General features: G+C 35.9%; 19 protein-coding genes. 17 read left to right on the forward strand and 2 right to left on the reverse strand.

Annotation, left to right across the window (positions count from 1 at the left end):
* Positions 1-9 precede the first annotated feature (9 nt).
* From GAB14E_RS19840 to GAB14E_RS19785, 15 genes are all read left to right on the forward strand, one after another.
* Positions 10-513, forward strand: coding sequence for a metal-dependent hydrolase (locus GAB14E_RS19840; RefSeq protein ID WP_033080687.1), 504 nt, complete (start codon positions 10-12; stop codon positions 511-513).
* On the forward strand, positions 510-1,664 hold the full coding sequence (locus GAB14E_RS19835; RefSeq protein WP_033080688.1) for a saccharopine dehydrogenase family protein: 1,155 nt from the start codon (positions 510-512) through the stop codon (positions 1,662-1,664). The genes GAB14E_RS19840 and GAB14E_RS19835 overlap by 4 nt, the downstream gene beginning before the upstream one ends.
* Entirely contained in the window at positions 1,664-2,137 is a 474-nt protein-coding gene (locus tag GAB14E_RS19830; protein ID WP_033080689.1) for a DUF2269 family protein, read from the forward strand. Before GAB14E_RS19835 ends, GAB14E_RS19830 begins: the two co-directional genes overlap by 1 nt.
* 25 nt (positions 2,138-2,162) lie before the next feature.
* On the forward strand, positions 2,163-2,591 hold the full coding sequence (locus tag GAB14E_RS19825) for a DoxX-like family protein (protein WP_231561969.1): 429 nt from the start codon (positions 2,163-2,165) through the stop codon (positions 2,589-2,591).
* Between the two features lie 30 nt (positions 2,592-2,621).
* Complete coding sequence (locus GAB14E_RS19820; protein ID WP_033080690.1) at positions 2,622-3,008, forward strand: DoxX-like family protein; 387 nt, start codon at positions 2,622-2,624, stop codon at positions 3,006-3,008.
* Positions 3,005-3,445 carry a thiol-disulfide oxidoreductase DCC family protein gene (locus GAB14E_RS19815; protein ID WP_033080691.1) on the forward strand — a complete coding sequence of 147 codons (441 nt, stop codon included), beginning with the start codon at positions 3,005-3,007 and terminating at the stop codon, positions 3,443-3,445. Before GAB14E_RS19820 ends, GAB14E_RS19815 begins: the two co-directional genes overlap by 4 nt.
* 266 nt (positions 3,446-3,711) lie before the next feature.
* A complete protein-coding gene (locus tag GAB14E_RS19810; RefSeq protein ID WP_033080692.1) occupies positions 3,712-4,365 on the forward strand; it encodes a hypothetical protein in 654 nt (217 codons plus the stop codon).
* A gap of 9 nt (positions 4,366-4,374) precedes the next feature.
* The gene (locus GAB14E_RS19805) at positions 4,375-4,650 is read left to right on the forward strand and encodes a hypothetical protein (RefSeq protein WP_033080693.1); all 276 of its coding nucleotides are present in this window, start codon (positions 4,375-4,377) and stop codon (positions 4,648-4,650) included.
* A gap of 276 nt (positions 4,651-4,926) precedes the next feature.
* Positions 4,927-5,517: a TetR/AcrR family transcriptional regulator gene (locus GAB14E_RS19800; RefSeq protein ID WP_033080694.1), complete on the forward strand. Its 591-nt coding sequence runs from the start codon at positions 4,927-4,929 to the stop codon at positions 5,515-5,517.
* 297 nt (positions 5,518-5,814) lie between these two features.
* A complete protein-coding gene (locus GAB14E_RS19795; RefSeq protein WP_033080695.1) occupies positions 5,815-6,477 on the forward strand; it encodes an MlaC/ttg2D family ABC transporter substrate-binding protein in 663 nt (220 codons plus the stop codon).
* Between the two features lie 39 nt (positions 6,478-6,516).
* On the forward strand, positions 6,517-7,152 hold the full coding sequence (locus tag GAB14E_RS19790; RefSeq protein ID WP_052093427.1) for a hypothetical protein: 636 nt from the start codon (positions 6,517-6,519) through the stop codon (positions 7,150-7,152).
* Between the two features lie 197 nt (positions 7,153-7,349).
* The gene (locus tag GAB14E_RS0122505) at positions 7,350-7,904 is read left to right on the forward strand and encodes a DUF6795 domain-containing protein (protein ID WP_052093428.1); all 555 of its coding nucleotides are present in this window, start codon (positions 7,350-7,352) and stop codon (positions 7,902-7,904) included.
* A 42-nt stretch (positions 7,905-7,946) separates the two neighbouring features.
* Positions 7,947-9,110, forward strand: a complete 1,164-nt coding sequence (locus tag GAB14E_RS23860) for a lipase family protein (protein ID WP_052093429.1) — start codon at positions 7,947-7,949, stop codon at positions 9,108-9,110.
* A gap of 48 nt (positions 9,111-9,158) precedes the next feature.
* On the forward strand, positions 9,159-9,332 hold the full coding sequence (locus GAB14E_RS24695; protein WP_156115649.1) for a hypothetical protein: 174 nt from the start codon (positions 9,159-9,161) through the stop codon (positions 9,330-9,332).
* Between the two features lie 55 nt (positions 9,333-9,387).
* Positions 9,388-10,539, forward strand: coding sequence for a helix-turn-helix domain-containing protein (locus GAB14E_RS19785; RefSeq protein WP_033080696.1), 1,152 nt, complete (start codon positions 9,388-9,390; stop codon positions 10,537-10,539).
* A 246-nt stretch (positions 10,540-10,785) separates the two neighbouring features.
* Here the strand turns inward: GAB14E_RS19785 and GAB14E_RS19780 are convergent, their stop codons facing one another.
* Both GAB14E_RS19780 and GAB14E_RS19775 read right to left on the reverse strand, forming a co-directional pair.
* Complete coding sequence (locus GAB14E_RS19780; protein WP_033080697.1) at positions 10,786-11,517, reverse strand: hypothetical protein; 732 nt, start codon at positions 11,515-11,517, stop codon at positions 10,786-10,788.
* 177 nt (positions 11,518-11,694) lie between these two features.
* On the reverse strand, positions 11,695-12,621 hold the full coding sequence (locus tag GAB14E_RS19775) for a CE1 family esterase (protein WP_033080698.1): 927 nt from the start codon (positions 12,619-12,621) through the stop codon (positions 11,695-11,697).
* Positions 12,622-12,747: 126 nt separating this feature from the next.
* On the opposite strand from GAB14E_RS19775, the gene GAB14E_RS19770 reads away from it, so the two are divergent.
* Together GAB14E_RS19770 and GAB14E_RS19765 are read left to right on the forward strand one after the other, a co-directional pair.
* Entirely contained in the window at positions 12,748-14,871 is a 2,124-nt protein-coding gene (locus GAB14E_RS19770; RefSeq protein WP_033080699.1) for a winged helix-turn-helix domain-containing protein, read from the forward strand.
* A 35-nt stretch (positions 14,872-14,906) separates the two neighbouring features.
* Positions 14,907-15,548 (forward strand): DsbA family protein, encoded by a 642-nt coding sequence (locus GAB14E_RS19765; protein WP_033080700.1) that lies wholly within the window; start codon positions 14,907-14,909, stop codon positions 15,546-15,548.
* Positions 15,549-15,557: the final 9 nt, after the last annotated feature.

The raw sequence follows: 15,557 nt of genomic DNA on the forward strand, positions 1-15,557 counted from the left end.
CTTATAACAATGCCATTTACGCCAATACATATAGGGCCTGGAATCCTACTTAAATCATTACTGCAAAGCAGCTTTAGTTTAATGGTATTTGGTTGGACTCAAATTGTTATGGATATCCAACCGCTCATCGTTTTGGTTTCAGGCGAAGGCCACCTTCATGGTTTTACTCATACTTATATTGGCGCAATATTAATTGCTATTTTTGCCGCATTATCAGGAAAATACTTATCTGAAATCGGCTTGAAGTTACTGAGAATATCCGAAAATAAAAAAAATATTTCAATTGCTTGGTGGATTGTGTTTTTAAGTGCATTTATCGGCAGTTTTAGTCATGTTTTACTTGATAGTATTATGCATCCTGATGTCGAACCTTTCTTTCCTTTTACCTTCGACAACCCGTTATTAGGTCTGATTTCAGTGACGATGTTACACAAAGTATGTTTATATAGCGGCTTAGTTGGTGCAGCTATGTATTATGGAATAAATTGGCGATTAAAAGGAAAAGTTAAGTGAAAAAAGTAGTTGTCCTTGGCGGATATGGAAACTTTGGTAAACGAATAGTTGAAAACCTTGCAAACATTGAAGGTATTACCATCTTTGTGGCAGGTAGGAGTTCAGATAAAGCGATATCTTGTATCGATGGCTTGAAAGGTATTTCAGTTGCTAAGCTCGAGCCTTTACTCCTTGATATTATCGCTGATAATTTTAAAGATCAATTAGCTAGCCTTTCACCTTACCTTGTTATTCATACTAGTGGGCCTTTTCAGAGGCAAGACTACCGTGTGCCAAAAGCGTGTATTGCATGTGGCGCACATTATATTGATTTAGCAGATGACCGACGGTTTGTCTGTGATATTGCCGAACTAGATAGCCAAGCAAAAGAATGCGGTGTGTTAGTTGTTAGTGGTGCTAGCTCAGTACCTGGTTTATCTTCAGCGGTTGTCGATCATTATCAAAATCAGTTTAGTGATATAGAGTCGATAAATTTGGCCATAGCTCCAGGAAATAAGGCTGAACGAGGTTTAGCTACAGTGGCTGCTATCTTGTCTTACACTGGAAAACCGCTGAATGTATTTAAAGACGGTCGTTGGCAAGATGTTTATGGTTGGATGGATTCTAAGGTAAATGACTTTGGTGGTTTTGTCGGTAAACGTCACTTGGCTAATGTCGATGTGCCAGATTTAGAGTTGTTCCCTAAGCGTTACAGTGTATCACAACAAGTTAGCTTTCAGGCTGGCTTAGAGCTGTCGTTATTACATTTTACAATGGTAGCTATGGCTTACCTAGCGAAAATAGGTCTAGTAACAAATTGGGCCCCTTTATCAAAAGCTATTGTAAGCGCGAGTAATATTTTTCTTCCCCTTGGAACTGACAAAGGAGCTATGGAAGTACTCATTTGTGGTAAAGATAACGATGTCAGAGCGAAACAAGTGAAGTGGACCTTGTATGCACCTAAAGGTAACGGCCCTTATATTCCTACGCTTTCAACAATAATTTTAGCAAGAAAGCTATTGAGTCTTGACGGTAAAAACTCATCATTAGAAACAGGTGCAAAACCTTGTGTAGATTTATTGAAATTAAGTGATTTCACATCGTACTTTGATGCGCTGAGCATATTTACTGAGGAAAGTTCGTCTCTTGAAGTACAAGAGGAGGGAATGTAATGGAATATTACCTAGCCTTTAAGTTAGTACATATTCTATCGGCTGTTGTTGTCACAGGTACTGGAGTGGGCATTGCCTTTTTTATGTTTATGGCTAATCGCTCTAACAATGCTCAAGCCATTTATATTACGGCTAAACACGTAATATTAGCTGATTGGATATTTACTACACCTGCAGTTATTACCCAGATAATTACTGGAATAATACTAATGAACTTACAAGGATATTCATTCTCATCACCTTGGTTTTATTGGGTGATGGGGCTATTTGTATTCGTTGGCGTATGTTGGTTACCGGTTATAAATATTCAATACAAATTACGTAGCCTAGCCAACGTTTCTATAGATACTAATGAGGTAACACCTGAATTTAAATCGCTAATGAGAACATGGACCCTGCTAGGTATTCCTGCTTTTCTAGCCATATTAGTTATCTTCTGGTTAATGGTTTTTAAACCATTTTCTGTGGCATGATCTCCAAATACATAGAGGACGAAGTGTGAGCATTATTAAGCAAGATAGGTTGATAACATCTGCTAAGTATTCGTTAGCTTTTTTATGGATTTTTACAGGGCTAACTTCAACCTTTATCTCCCCTGATATTGGTTATGAAATATTATCTAATGCCAAAGTCACAGGCTCACTTGCCGATACTGCAGTTTATGCTGGCGGCATGTTAGATATAATATTAGGGCTTTGGTTAATGACCTCATTTAAGACCAAGTTATGTTGTATTGTGCAAGTAACAGTAATAGCACTTTATACTTTACTGTTAACTCTTGTCGATGCGAGTTTTTGGTTACATCCTTTTGGCCCGATAACCAAGAATATTCCGATCATTGTTTTGATTGCTTATGTATATACAAGTGACGCAACTCGAGTTAGTACTATTGCAACTAAAAGCACCACAACTAAAAATTTAAATTAAAAACTCACACCAATAATTAAGAGGTTTACCTTGTCATCAATACAAATTGCACGATTCATCATTTCCTTTAGTTGGTTATATCACGGCATATTTCCAAAACTTATCCATATAGCACCATTAGAAAAGTTGATGACGGCTAGTTTGGGTTTGTCAAATGAGCTTTCTTACTTACTGACAAAATCAGCAGGTGTAGGTGAGGTTATTTTCGGCTTAGCTTTCTTTATTTTATATCGTAATAAAGCCATTGTTTTATTAAATATTATTGGACTCACTGGCCTATTAGCTTTTGTGGCTTTAATGCAGCCCCAGTTACTTATAGAAGCATTTAATCCCGTTACCACTAACATTGGTTTGATTGGCATTAGTCTGATTTTACTTCTCGAATTAAAAAACGAAATTAAGAAGGGGAAGGCATGACTATTATTAAATATCCACCGAACGTTGGCGAAAATGATTGTGTGATTTTATTTGATGGTGTCTGTAAGCTTTGTAATGTTTGGAGTCAATTCATCATTAAGTATGATACACGACAACGCTTTAAACTATGTACCGTACAATCACCTGAGGGGCAGAGCATACTAAAGCATTTTAATATGCCAACTGACCATTTTGATACCATGTTATATGTAGAAGGTAAGCAATATTTTGATAAAAGTGATGCCTTTTTAAATGTTGTAAATAAGCTCGGATTTCCATGGCGTTTATTATACCTGTTCAAAGTAATTCCTCAGGGGATAAGAAACTGGCTTTATGATCGAATAGCGCTTAATCGATACTCTTTGTTTGGTAAATACGATAGTTGTATCTTGCCTAGCAAAGAAAGTGATAATAGGTTTCTGAAGAGCAAAGCTTAATCAAATCTGCAATTTGTAGTTGCCAAAAAGGAATGAAGAATAAATGGATTTATCAATTAACCCCAACATGATGAGCAGTGACGTATGGTATGACTCAAACAGATCACATCATTGTCTCAAAATATGGAACTTTCATTGCATTCGAATGTTGTGGCTCAGAGCATGGAAGTGCAGTGGTAATCTACTTGCCGACAATTCAATCAATATATATCGAAAAAATTGTTTATTGGCACAACAAATAGAAATTAAGATACGGAGATTTAAAAATGCGTAATTACATCATGATAGTCATTTGCTTAATAGCAGTATCCGGCTGTGCCACTATTCCCCCTGAAGCTCCTATGTTATCTAGTGAGTTAGGGAAAAGAATCTCTGCATTGGAAAGTGCCAATATTACATTATTAAACCGATATTTTGATCAGAAGAGAGTGGAAGTTGATAGGTTTATTCAAGAAGTTTGGTTGCCAGAGTTTGCAAAACAATTTTTTGAGAAACCTTTCATGGTTAATGCATGGAATACAATTGTTTCTGAAGATAATAAGAAACAGCGGTTACTGTTTTTGATGAAAACAGGACCAAAATTACAAGAGGCAGTTAATAAAAAGCGTATTGAATTAATTCAGCCTCTTGATGAATTAGAAAGGCTTATTTCGCGTAATATTAAAGCTGAATATGAACAAGCAAGAAGCATTAACAATAGTATTACTAGCTTTTTACTTTCAGCAGCAGAGGTGACCGAGAATAGAGGTCGCTATTTGGACATGGTTGGCGGAACTAATGACAAACTTTCAACGCTTATCGATGAAACAGACAGTGCTGTATCGGATTTACTCGCAGAAGCGCTTAAAGCCGATGATAAAGTTAACTCTGCGAAGAAGTTTGTAAATAAAATTAAAAATATTAAAGAATCAATTAAATAAGGGACTTTTATGCCTATTAACTGGGAAAAATTTGACAAAAACGTCGATCAAGCTATCACAGAATCGGTTGATACCAAACTAGCATCGCAAATTTCATCCATCACCAGACTAACTGATGATGAAGTGAATGAACTATTTCCTGAGCCAGCAGACCTTAAGAAATTAGGTGAATTATTGAAAATAATTAAATCAGCAGAAACGCGAAATAACAAAGTAAATTCAATAGCTAATAATTCTGAAGAATTTGCAGGGGTTGTTCTTACGTTATTAACAAAACTTACATAAAGGTAGGTGAATAGGACGATTTTAGTAAATGAGAGTAACGAAAGTATTCTCATTTCTGAAAACATTATTTACATCAATAAATAGAAGCTCTCTGCATCAAAGATCAGTCATGGATTTCAGCGCTATGTCTATCCCTGAAAATGATCCCAATCCATTAGCAACGATCTAACTCTATATTGGAATGATCACACATTTGTACAATGAATAATCTCTAACTCTTGCAACATACCAAGCGGTCGGTTATTATTTTAATGTAACAAAATATGAGAAGTACCTATGAGTGATGCAGAATTAACACGCCAAAATATTTTAACCGTGGCAGCCGATGAAATTCATCAGCATGGTTTTAAAGCAACCAGCTTGTCGATTATTCTCAATCGTTGTGAAATATCAAAAGGGGCTCTTTACCATCATTTTACCAGCAAAATAGAGCTAGGTTATGCTGTTTTTGAAGAAATATATACGCCAATGTTTCTAGATGTTTGGCAGTCGGCGTTATCAGCGGATGATCCTGTAGAGGGGCTTTGTGAGTTTTTTACCTCAATGACAGAGCAAATGTCATGCAGTGAAGTGGTTTGTGGTTGCCCATTAAATAACTTGTGTGAAGAAATGGCTAATGCAGATGAGGGCTTTCGTTTACGTATTTTATCAATGCAAGAGCAACTAAACCAGTTAATCGTTAATTCGCTAGAGCGAATTCATGTTGATTTACGAACAGGTTTAATACTTAGCCAAGTAGGGTATTTTATTGTTGCCACACTCAATGGTGCCACCACCTTAAGTAAAAGCTCACGTAATAAAGAACTGTTTCAGCAAGTTATTGCTGAGTTATGTCTTTATATTCGCGCGTTAAAAGTAGTGGCTTAATTGTTATTGAGCCGTTTTATTTCTATTTTTTTACTTGCCTTAATAACTTATCAAATTAATTAAAATTATTTTAATGTCTATTTGTAAGTAATACCTCATTGTTTTATAAAGCTTAATCCTACTCTTATATCCATTTACACTTTCGTAAACTTTTTTATTCTTTAAATTATATTTAACAAACCGACCGGTCGGTGATATTCTCTACACATAAACTTACATACCGCTCGGTCGGTATGTTTGGTCAGGTATTTTAATAAATAATTAAATAGATATTTTACATTTAAGGATCTCTTTTACATGCGTTTAATCTTAGCAAAAAGCATTTTGACTTTGGCTTTGTTTTCTCCGTTTATTACTGAAGTATTAGCGGCACCAACGGTATCCGTATCGGCTAGCTCAGCTTCTTCTTTAGCTTCATCAGAGGTCATTTCACCTTATGTAGTTTTAAAAACTGCGGGCACTAAGCTGTTTTCACGTATATCAGCTAATCAGCAGGCCATTAGTAAATTTCCACATTTAATGCGCGATATTGTTGAAGAAGAGTTAATGCCATCGATAGACTATCGTTATGCTTCGTATCGTATTTTAGGCAAACACTTGAAGAAAATATCAAAAGAGCAACGTGCTGACTTTGTTGAAGCCATGCGTCACTATTTGGTAAGAACTTATTCTATTGCTCTATCAAATTATAAAAACCAACAAGTTATATTTGAGTCTGACAAACCGACTAAAGGCAAAAGAATCATTGGTATTAAAACCCAAATTATTGAGCAAGGTGCGCCAACCATCAATATAGTTTTTCAAATGCGACAAAATAAAAAAACAAAACAGTGGAAGGCTTTTGATATTACGGTAGAAGGCATTTCATTATTAAGCACTAAGCAAGCTGAGCTTAATAAAAAAATAGCTAAGCAGGGTATAGATCACGTTACTTTAGAATTAGCGGCTTTAGCTAAGTAGTTTTCTGCCTATTTCATCTTATCGCAAACGGAGTTTGTTGTGTTTTTATTATTTAAAGAATTAGTATTGCCCTTTATTTTGGTTTCATTGTTGTCAGCAGGTGTTATTACCACTATTAATATAGACTTTTTCTTCTTAGAGAATAATTTGTCTGAGCGTTCACTCACTGAATTATTTCAACAGTTATTATTGTTAGCTAGTATTGCTATTTTTATCTGGTCATCAATTAAAGTTGAAGAATCACGGACATTGTTTGTGTTGGTAGCGGGATTTTTTGGTTGTATGTTTTTACGAGAGCTCGACTATTATTTTGACATGATAGTGCACGGCTTTTGGCTGTATCCAACATTATTATTAGCAAGTTTAGTGATAACCTACAGTATAAAAAACAACAAACATTTAATAAGTTCTGTTCGGTCATTTAGCCAAACCAATGCTTATTTCAATATTTTGGTGGGTCTAGTGATTATCATGATTTTTAGCCGGCTATTTGGCTCGGGTACACTTTGGAAAGAAGTGATGAATGATGATTATCACCATATTTACAAAACCATTATTCAAGAAGGTTTAGAACTATTTGGTTATGTATTTGTATTTATTGGTTCTTTTCATCAGTTAAGAAACGTTAAAAACAATCATCAACTTGAAAGTAACTATTTACCTCTAACTAGCTAATAGGCTTATCACCAGTAGTACATTTATTGCTAGTCGTTGTTACCTTAACGACTAGCAATTTAACCTCCTCAATTTTCCCTTGCTCGATACTCTACCTCTTAATTTATTCTTTGGGCATATTGCTCAATAACAAATCATTGTAAATATAATGTAAAAGCTTTAATCTTTTATTTACGTAATAGCCGTGATAATTGTTAATGAAATTTTTAATAAGTTTATTGAGTATTATTATACTTTTGGGCTGTTCTGGTGAAAGTACTTCACAGGATAGAATAGCCGAGCAAAGTCCCCAAAAAGAAGTGGTAAAAAAGGAATCAGAAATGTTAGGGATATTTGGAAAAGATGAACAAGTAAAGTATGTCATTTCTTCACCATTAAATGGTGTGCTTGTAAGGGATGGGAAGGCACTCGCTAATGCTAAGATTATTCGTCGTTTAAGCTGGAGTGGCAATGATGTGGGGGTAATTGATGAGTATTTAACAGATGATGAAGGGTATTTTGATATCCCGATGCATGAAGAGTCTTTATCACTAGGAAAATTAACTGAGTTTGTTGGAAGCATAACTTTATATATAGAGACTATTGATGATGACAATTTTTTTTATCATAGCTCTAAAAGAAGCCCTGAAATATATTCAGATACAGAAGCTCATTTAGAAGATTTAGTGTGCGATATGGCGCAAGAAGAAGAACTAGTAGATATATCGAGAGTTGGCATTTTTTCTCGTTGCAAATGGAAAGGTATGCCTTAGGAATTTAAAGAGAATAAAATCAAATAAATTAAAGGATTAATAATGAGTAATGAATTAAAGCCAGAGTTAGCGGCAAGCGTTGCAGATAAAGTTTATGCGGTAAATAGCGGTGACTCGATCACTTATAAAGCTTTTTTAGCGAATAAAATATTTTCTTCAATTACAGATTCTAAAGTGACCTTAAACGCTACTGTTGGCGGGAAACTTTTGCTTTCTGCTAAAGATGGCTTTGGTATTTGCTCAATGGGGGGAAAGGGATATGAAGATGATTTATTTCTAATTTTTCGTGGTACTACAACTGCTAACAATAAAGCTGACTTTGTTACTGATGGCAATATAGGCTTAACTCGTTCAGGTACTGGTCATATGGTTCATGTTGGCTTTAATGACACCTTCAACAGTATGTTACCGCAAATAAAATCATTCTTAGCAAAAAATAAAGTTACTGGCACTGTGCATTGTATTGGACATAGTCTTGGTGGTGCGGTTGCCTCATTAGCGGCAGATTGGCTAAAGAAAAAGGCCGGTAAAAGTGTCAAACTTTATACCTTTGGTGCGCCAAGAGTTGGCACCTACTTTTTTGCTAAAAGTACCACTGAAAACCTTAACCTTGCAAATATTCATCGGGTTTATCACCAAACCGACCCTGTGCCTATGGTGGCATTATTTCCTTTTATGCAAGCTCCTTATAATTCAAGTGGGCACTTTCTCCCCTCAGCTGAGTTAGTATTTAGTGGTGCAGCACACAAAATGGGTAAGTATCTTGAATCTGTTAACAATAAAAGTTGGAGGGCGTTAAATAGCGTTCCGGATGAACCTTACGATGTTGAGTGGGCCATTGAACAGTGGTTGAATTCTAAAAGGTATACCAGTGCAGATTCCGCTACCTTTTTACGCTGGGCAGAGTCAGCGTTAATTTATGTGTTGAAAAAAATTGGTATTAGTATTGTTTCCGCACTACAAGGAGCTGTTATGGGGGTCGCGACACTTGCAGATAAACTTGCTTATATTCTTTCTAAGGGAATAGATTTAGCAGATAATATTAGTTATTGGGTTATACGTTTTATGAGGCGTATTATGCAAGCTTTAGGTATGAAAGTTGCCAAGTCAAAAGATGAATTAACCAGAAGTATAATTAGAACCGCTTTATTACGTTTAACTCGAAAAAACTATGATAATGCACAACGTGCAATTAGAAAGCTTTAATGAATCAATTACAGTTCATTAATTTAATACTGAAAGTAGGAGAGGTTAATGTTTATTGTTAAATTGTTTGCCTCTTTTCTGCTGCTTTGCTGTATTTTTGTTGGTATTAGAAAAGCGGATAAAAGATCTCATAATCCAAACCATCACGCAATAGCTGAATATATGACTGGCTTTATTTTTGTGCTTTTACCACTCTGGGGATTTTATTACCTTTGGTGGTAAGTTATTGTAGCTATTAATTCAAGCCATTCTTCAATTAATGAATATCTCCTTAACAATGAATACAAAGCCATTATTTATCACTGAAGCTGTCAACAAACTCTTAACACAAAGTGATGTGCCAGCAACACTTACCATAGACCAATGTGCAATAGCGTTGGCTATGAGCATGACTTCCTTTCGCCGTAAACTTAGTAAAGAAGAAACTACCTTTAAACTTATTCAGCATAAATTTTTGAATGAGTTGTGTGTACATGCCTTATTAACCAAAAATATTAGTGTGAACGCGTTAGTGTTAAAGCTAGGTTATTCAGAACGAGCCACTTTTGAACGCGCATTTCGCAGTAAATTCGGCATTACCCCTAAGCAGTTCCGAGAACTATCCCTTGTTGGTAATAACAATAGTAATCAACAAAGCTTAAGTGACATTGCTAAACATCTGCCACCTTTGCCAGATAGCTGTCAGCAGTTATTAAGCGAAAAGGATAAGCACAGCTTTGATGTGCAACAAGTGATAGTCATTGTTGCTAAAGATGCCATTTTCACCGGCCGTTTAATGGGGCTGGCCAGTAAAGCTATTTATGGGAAAACCCCCAACAATATTCAGGAAGCCATTAGCCGTAATTTAGGCATCAATACCGTGGTAAATTTAGCGGTTATTTATTCAGTTAAAGACGCATTGGCATTACATGTTGATCAAGGAATTATAAACCAATGTACAGATGCATTTATAACCGCGCCTAAATTTTTTCAATTGATACGAAAGTCAGCAGGCATTGATGTTAAGTTTGATATTGCGATTATCGAACAAGTGTTAGTATTTGCGTTATTAGGTTTGTTATTGTTGTGCCATAAAGATGCAGAAAAACATCAATTGATAGTGCATTCACTTCAGGGGATTGATGATTTACATTTATTAAATAATCATATCTTTGACGTTATGGATATTAGTATTTTTGGCGCTTCAAGTTTGATGTTATCTTTATGGCATATCGATGCTAGCGTGATAAAGCAACTTAACCATTTAGATAAAGTGACTAAACAACAAACTAAAGCTAATAGGCGAGATGAATTGTTATTATTTATGTTGTCTTGTTTGTACGCTTTAGCAACAGGGAGAACTGACCATAGTGACTTGCTGGAAAAAGCAGAGCTGTTAAACCTTGACGGTTTTGCTGAGGTTAAAGCGCAGCTATTTTCTGAGAGTTAGTTTTTTTGAGCACTAGTTTTAGTGGAACTGGTTTAAGATAAATTAGTTTAGCCGTAGTTAGTTGCTAAGTTTATCTTATTTTGAGTAGGAAACTTTCTCAGCCACTCATATACAAGAGGGGGGCTGACCGAGAAAGTTATAATGGGCGAGCATTATTTTTTTACAGGCGAATTACTGCGAGGTAAATTATTACTAAGTAAGTTACTACGGGTAAATTCGAAAGATTTGATACCGAGTTATCTTCAGTTATTTAGATTTATTATGCTGACGACGTACTAACAAGGTAAAAGCTAACATTGATAAGGCGAATACAGAGGGCTCTGGAATATCAGTTACGAGACCATTATTGACCTTTACTAAAGAAATATTATCAAGTAATCCACCTAGACCATTTTGTTTGCCAAAGGCACCAAAACTTAAAGCCATTGTTTCAGACTGAGCCGTTAATAAAATGGATTGTACTGTCCAGTTTTTATTTTTTTTACTTCTGCCATTAATCGCAAAGTTAGCTGTCATATCTAGGTCAAAATTTGTTGCAGCATCATACCAAAATACATTAATACCGTTGTCGTTTTTCTTATTGGTACGAGGCTTGTAAGAAAACTCTAATAAATAGTCAGCGCCAATGGTGAGTGAATTAAGTGTTTGCGTCATTACCGTATTTGATGCACCTCTGCGGTGAGAGTCAAGTTCAACATGTTGTTGACCATCGGTTGATTTAGTAACGATGTTTTTCTGCAATTCTATGCCATTACCAGCGGTTGTTACCCAACCTGGTAAGGTAGTAAAAACATCCCAGCCACGCTTTTTTCTTGCAAAATTTTGTAAATCTGTTTGATGAACTATACCTTGAGAAGTGGAGTTATCTGCAAAGGTTACTTGCTCAAAACTACCATTAGTGATTAAAGACGCACTTGCAATCGAGCTAGCCAGTAACAGGGCAATAGATAAAATTATATTGGTTAGTTTTTTTAACATTGGAAGCCATATAAATCACATTAATTTGACGCTAGTATAGAGTCTAAAAGGCTTTCAAAGTATGGCTAAAGTGTCCATATTTAATGTTCACTCATAGTCAATAATATTCACTCATGTTAACAATAGCTGAGCCTTTTGTTATGCAAGGCAACAACGAAGCACTGCCTTGCCGTTTAGTTAGTTATTAAAAATAGATTGATAAATTTGATATAAATTCTCGCCAATATAGTTTGCTTCATGGGGAACATCAGCCATCTTTGATAACGTCACTGAAGCAAGGCAATTATTGTAAATAGAGGTAACAGTTTTACTACTGCTTGAAGTCACTCTAATATGCTCTTGGCTGCTAATACTTTCATCACAAGCATTTTTTTCGCGCCAAAGTTGAATGGTTTGATCAACAGACTTTATGCTCGTTCTAGTTCTGCCGTTGTAGGGCACTTCTTTATCAGAAGTACTGTGAAAGTGATGAATTGCTAAAGGCGTATTATTTTCACAAGCCAAAAGACTGCCTCTATATTGGCCCGCTAATGAAACAATAGCGCTGATTTGTTCTGGTATAACGCATGCCAGTTTATAAGCCATAAAGCCACCAGCAGAATAACCAAAGATATAAAGTTTGTCTGAGTTAACATTATGCTCAGCCCTTACTTTTGTTAGTAACTCATTTATATATTCCACATCGCTGACATCATTATTGATTTCGGTGTTATTACTCAACCAACCCCAGGTGCTATCTAATCCCTGTGGGCTTATTGCCACGAGGTTCTGTTTACTTGCTATCATTGGAGCATCAAAAATCCCCATCACCTTACTGGCCTCTCCCGGAGAGCCATGTAGGAAGAGGGCTATGCCCTCTTTTTCATTATTGTCTTCTTTATATAAAATAGCTTTACGAGAATTTATCTCTACACAGCTTGTTTTATCGCCTAGTTCAGTGCCTAAACACTTGCTCCCTCTAATTACCGGCCCCCCATCAACGGGTGTTGTATCAGTTGATGAACCACCACATGCTGATAAAAGCGTGCTAGCCAATAATACGGGGATAACTGTTTTCATGGAGTCTGTCATTAATTGTTTATAAATTTTATAGATATTTTTCATTGAGTTAGCCAAGTAAAGTAAATGTAACCCTAGCTTGAGAATAAGCCCCTAAAATGGCAATATACAAATGATAATGGAATGGTGATTTTTTGGTAATATTTAATTTAATCAGGATGTTAGTTGGGTATGGAATATGTTTTTAATGATTTTGTTCTTGATGTTAAGTCAAGCTCATTAAGTCAGGGTAAAGTAAAGTTTAAGTTAGAGCCACGTGTTTTACAGCTATTACTGTATTTTTGCCAGCGGCCTAATCAAGCTATTACCAGAGATGAATTGATTAAAGCTGTATGGCAGGATCGCATTGTTGGTTATGCAGCAGTTAATCGTGCGGTAAGTGAGTTAAGAAAGGTCATTGAAGAAGAGGTTAGCGATCCTAAAGTTATTGTTACTGTCAGTAAAGTTGGCTACTTGTTTGACAGTCCAGTTAAAGTGCTAAATAGCTCAGCGCTTTTGAGTGATGAGAGCATAATATCTACGGAGCCAAGTAATCATACTTTTGCAGATCAAACTATCTCTTGTGTAGAACATACTGCGGATGTTCTTAATGTTGATAACGACCAAAAAGGTGTTAATCCACAAAGGTTTAAGTTAACAGCAGGTATTGTCGTTATTGTCTTTATTAGTATCCTGTTTTATTTTTTATCAAGCACTGCTACGACATCAACTCAGCAGATGAGTTTAACTATTGAAAAGCCGTTAACCAGCTTAAAGGGCACTTCTTTTAAAGGCGATTTATCACCAACAGGGCAAGATTTAGTCTTCTTGTATAAAGAGAAACCTAACGATGCTGTGCAAGTCTGGCTGAAAAAAAGTAAACAAGCTGCAGTGCCACTAACCCTTGATAATTATTATTATACCTATGTTATTTTTGCTGGCGTTGATTTTGTGCTCGCTTCTCGTTTTAACAATTTAAACGAAAGACAATGTGAAATAGTTAAAATATCGCTACGTAATAAAGGTGTAGAAAGGCTATTCAATTGCGCAAAACGAGCCATAACTAATTTAAGTTACCAGCAAAGTACCAATACCGCGTTTTTCAATTACCGCCGTAGCATCACTAGTGCATTTAATATTTTTTCTTATCAAATAGATAGCAAGAGTCTACAACAAATAACTTTTACCGATATAACAGCTGAGCATGGAGATTTTTCTTTAGCTCTATCTCCTTCAGGTGAAAGCCTTGCCGTTTTAGAGTATAGAGATCAACATCAAGCTTTATTGAAGTTTATTGCTGTAAATAGTAAAGCTAAGCAAGTGACCTTTGGACCTAAGGTTTCAGCCAATTCTCGTATTTCTTGGCTAAGTGAAGAGCAGTTATTACTAGCCGATGGCGATCGCTTACAAACTTTTGACTTAAATACTCAACAAATTTCAGTACTCGGTGTGAATACTAGTATTGGCTTTGCTAAAGCCCATGCCGAGAGTAAGCAAATTATTTTTGATAAAGGTAAGGTAATTGCCAACATCTATCAATACCCGCTGGCAAATGAAAATACAGCCGGTAAAGCTGCAGTGACAAACTCTAGCTTTATCAATTATCAAATGCAGTTTGCTAATTTATCTAAGCAGATTACTTACTTTTCTACCGACAGTGGCGACTATGAAATTATGGTCAAGCCGGAGGGGGGGAATGCATTTAACACCGATTTCCCAGAGAAAATTAGTGTTATTGCTAATCTAGATTGGTCTAGCAATGATGACTTTTTATTGGCAGGTATTAACCAACAATTATATCTATATGATATTAACAAAAACTCATGGCAGTTATTATTAGTTGATGAAACTAGTATTCATTATGTTCACTTCATTGATAAAGAAAATATTGCCTTTAGCTCAAAGCAAAGTGGTCAATGGCAAATTTGGAAAATGGAATTAGCGACAAAAGCGTTGACTCAGCTAACGACAAAAGGTGGTTATAGCGTGCAATTTTCAAATGATGCTGCTTATATCACTAAATATAATTCACTCGGAATTTTTAAGCTGAATTTACTAACGGGTGATGAACAATTGATATTGCCAGAGCATAAGATAACAGCCTGGAAAAAATGGCAGTTACGGGATGGAAAACTTTATTATATAAACCAACAAAACTTGCACCAGCTGGATATTGAAACGAAAAGTGATAACTTACTCACTACATTTGAATTAAGAGCACCGGCCTCTTTTAGCATTTCTTTTGACCATAATCTTATGCAAAGAGAGTTACTCGAGTCTTCAAGTGCTAATATTTGGCTAACAAAATTTGAATAAGCTAATAACAACTACCCCAAAAAATAAGGAGTCACATGAACGTAAAATTATACTACATCCATGATCCCATGTGCAGTTGGTGTTGGGGGTATCGCCCTGTTTGGCATGCATTACTACAACATCTTCCGGCTTCAATATCTGTAGAATATGTTGCCGGTGGCTTAGCGCCAGACTCAACTAGTCCAATGCCTATTGCCCAAAGGCAGATGATTGAAAGCCATTGGCATACGATTGAAAATAAACTAGGTACTCGGTTTAACTATGATTTTTGGACGGATAATATACCAAGACGTTCCACGTATAATGCTTGTCGTGCGGCCATTTCCGCCGATAAACAAGTTTGTCAAAAGGCGATGATAGATGTTATTCAGCAAGGTTATTACCTACGTGCTTTAAACCCTTCAGATCTTGAGGTATTAATCGGCTTGGCAAAAGAAATAAGCATGATGCAACCTGAGTTAGAATTAGATATAGCACAATTTATTGTTGATATTAGTTCTGCGGAAACTGAAAAAGAATTAACACGACAAATTAGGTTAGCAAGGCAGTTAAGTCAGCAAGGTTTTCCTTCACTGGTGCTTGAAATTAATGGTATTCAGCAACAGATACCGGTTGATTACAGTAATTATCAGCAAACACTGGCTGAGATAGTTGCAGCAATAAAAAAGCGATGTTAAACATCGCTT

Source organism: Colwellia psychrerythraea, assembly GCF_000764185.1.
Classification (GTDB): Bacteria; Pseudomonadota; Gammaproteobacteria; order Enterobacterales; family Alteromonadaceae; genus Colwellia; species Colwellia psychrerythraea_B.

Bases quoted from the DNA above. Each gene is read 5' to 3' on its own strand.
- GAB14E_RS19840 (WP_033080687.1), top strand. From the start codon at position 10: ATGCCATTTACGCCAATACATATAGGGCCTGGAATCCTACTTAAATCA.
- GAB14E_RS19830 (WP_033080689.1), top strand. From the start codon at position 1,664: ATGGAATATTACCTAGCCTTTAAGTTAGTACATATTCTATCGGCTGTT.
- GAB14E_RS19815 (WP_033080691.1), top strand. From the start codon at position 3,005: ATGACTATTATTAAATATCCACCGAACGTTGGCGAAAATGATTGTGTG.
- GAB14E_RS19810 (WP_033080692.1), top strand. From the start codon at position 3,712: ATGCGTAATTACATCATGATAGTCATTTGCTTAATAGCAGTATCCGGC.
- GAB14E_RS19805 (WP_033080693.1), top strand. From the start codon at position 4,375: ATGCCTATTAACTGGGAAAAATTTGACAAAAACGTCGATCAAGCTATC.
- GAB14E_RS19800 (WP_033080694.1), top strand. From the start codon at position 4,927: ATGAGTGATGCAGAATTAACACGCCAAAATATTTTAACCGTGGCAGCC.
- GAB14E_RS19795 (WP_033080695.1), top strand. From the start codon at position 5,815: ATGCGTTTAATCTTAGCAAAAAGCATTTTGACTTTGGCTTTGTTTTCT.
- GAB14E_RS0122505 (WP_052093428.1), top strand. From the start codon at position 7,350: ATGAAATTTTTAATAAGTTTATTGAGTATTATTATACTTTTGGGCTGT.
- GAB14E_RS23860 (WP_052093429.1), top strand. From the start codon at position 7,947: ATGAGTAATGAATTAAAGCCAGAGTTAGCGGCAAGCGTTGCAGATAAA.
- GAB14E_RS24695 (WP_156115649.1), top strand. From the start codon at position 9,159: ATGTTTATTGTTAAATTGTTTGCCTCTTTTCTGCTGCTTTGCTGTATT.
- GAB14E_RS19785 (WP_033080696.1), top strand. From the start codon at position 9,388: ATGAATACAAAGCCATTATTTATCACTGAAGCTGTCAACAAACTCTTA.
- GAB14E_RS19780 (WP_033080697.1), bottom strand. From the start codon at position 11,517: ATGTTAAAAAAACTAACCAATATAATTTTATCTATTGCCCTGTTACTG.
- GAB14E_RS19775 (WP_033080698.1), bottom strand. From the start codon at position 12,621: ATGAAAAATATCTATAAAATTTATAAACAATTAATGACAGACTCCATG.
- GAB14E_RS19770 (WP_033080699.1), top strand. From the start codon at position 12,748: ATGGAATATGTTTTTAATGATTTTGTTCTTGATGTTAAGTCAAGCTCA.
- GAB14E_RS19765 (WP_033080700.1), top strand. From the start codon at position 14,907: ATGAACGTAAAATTATACTACATCCATGATCCCATGTGCAGTTGGTGT.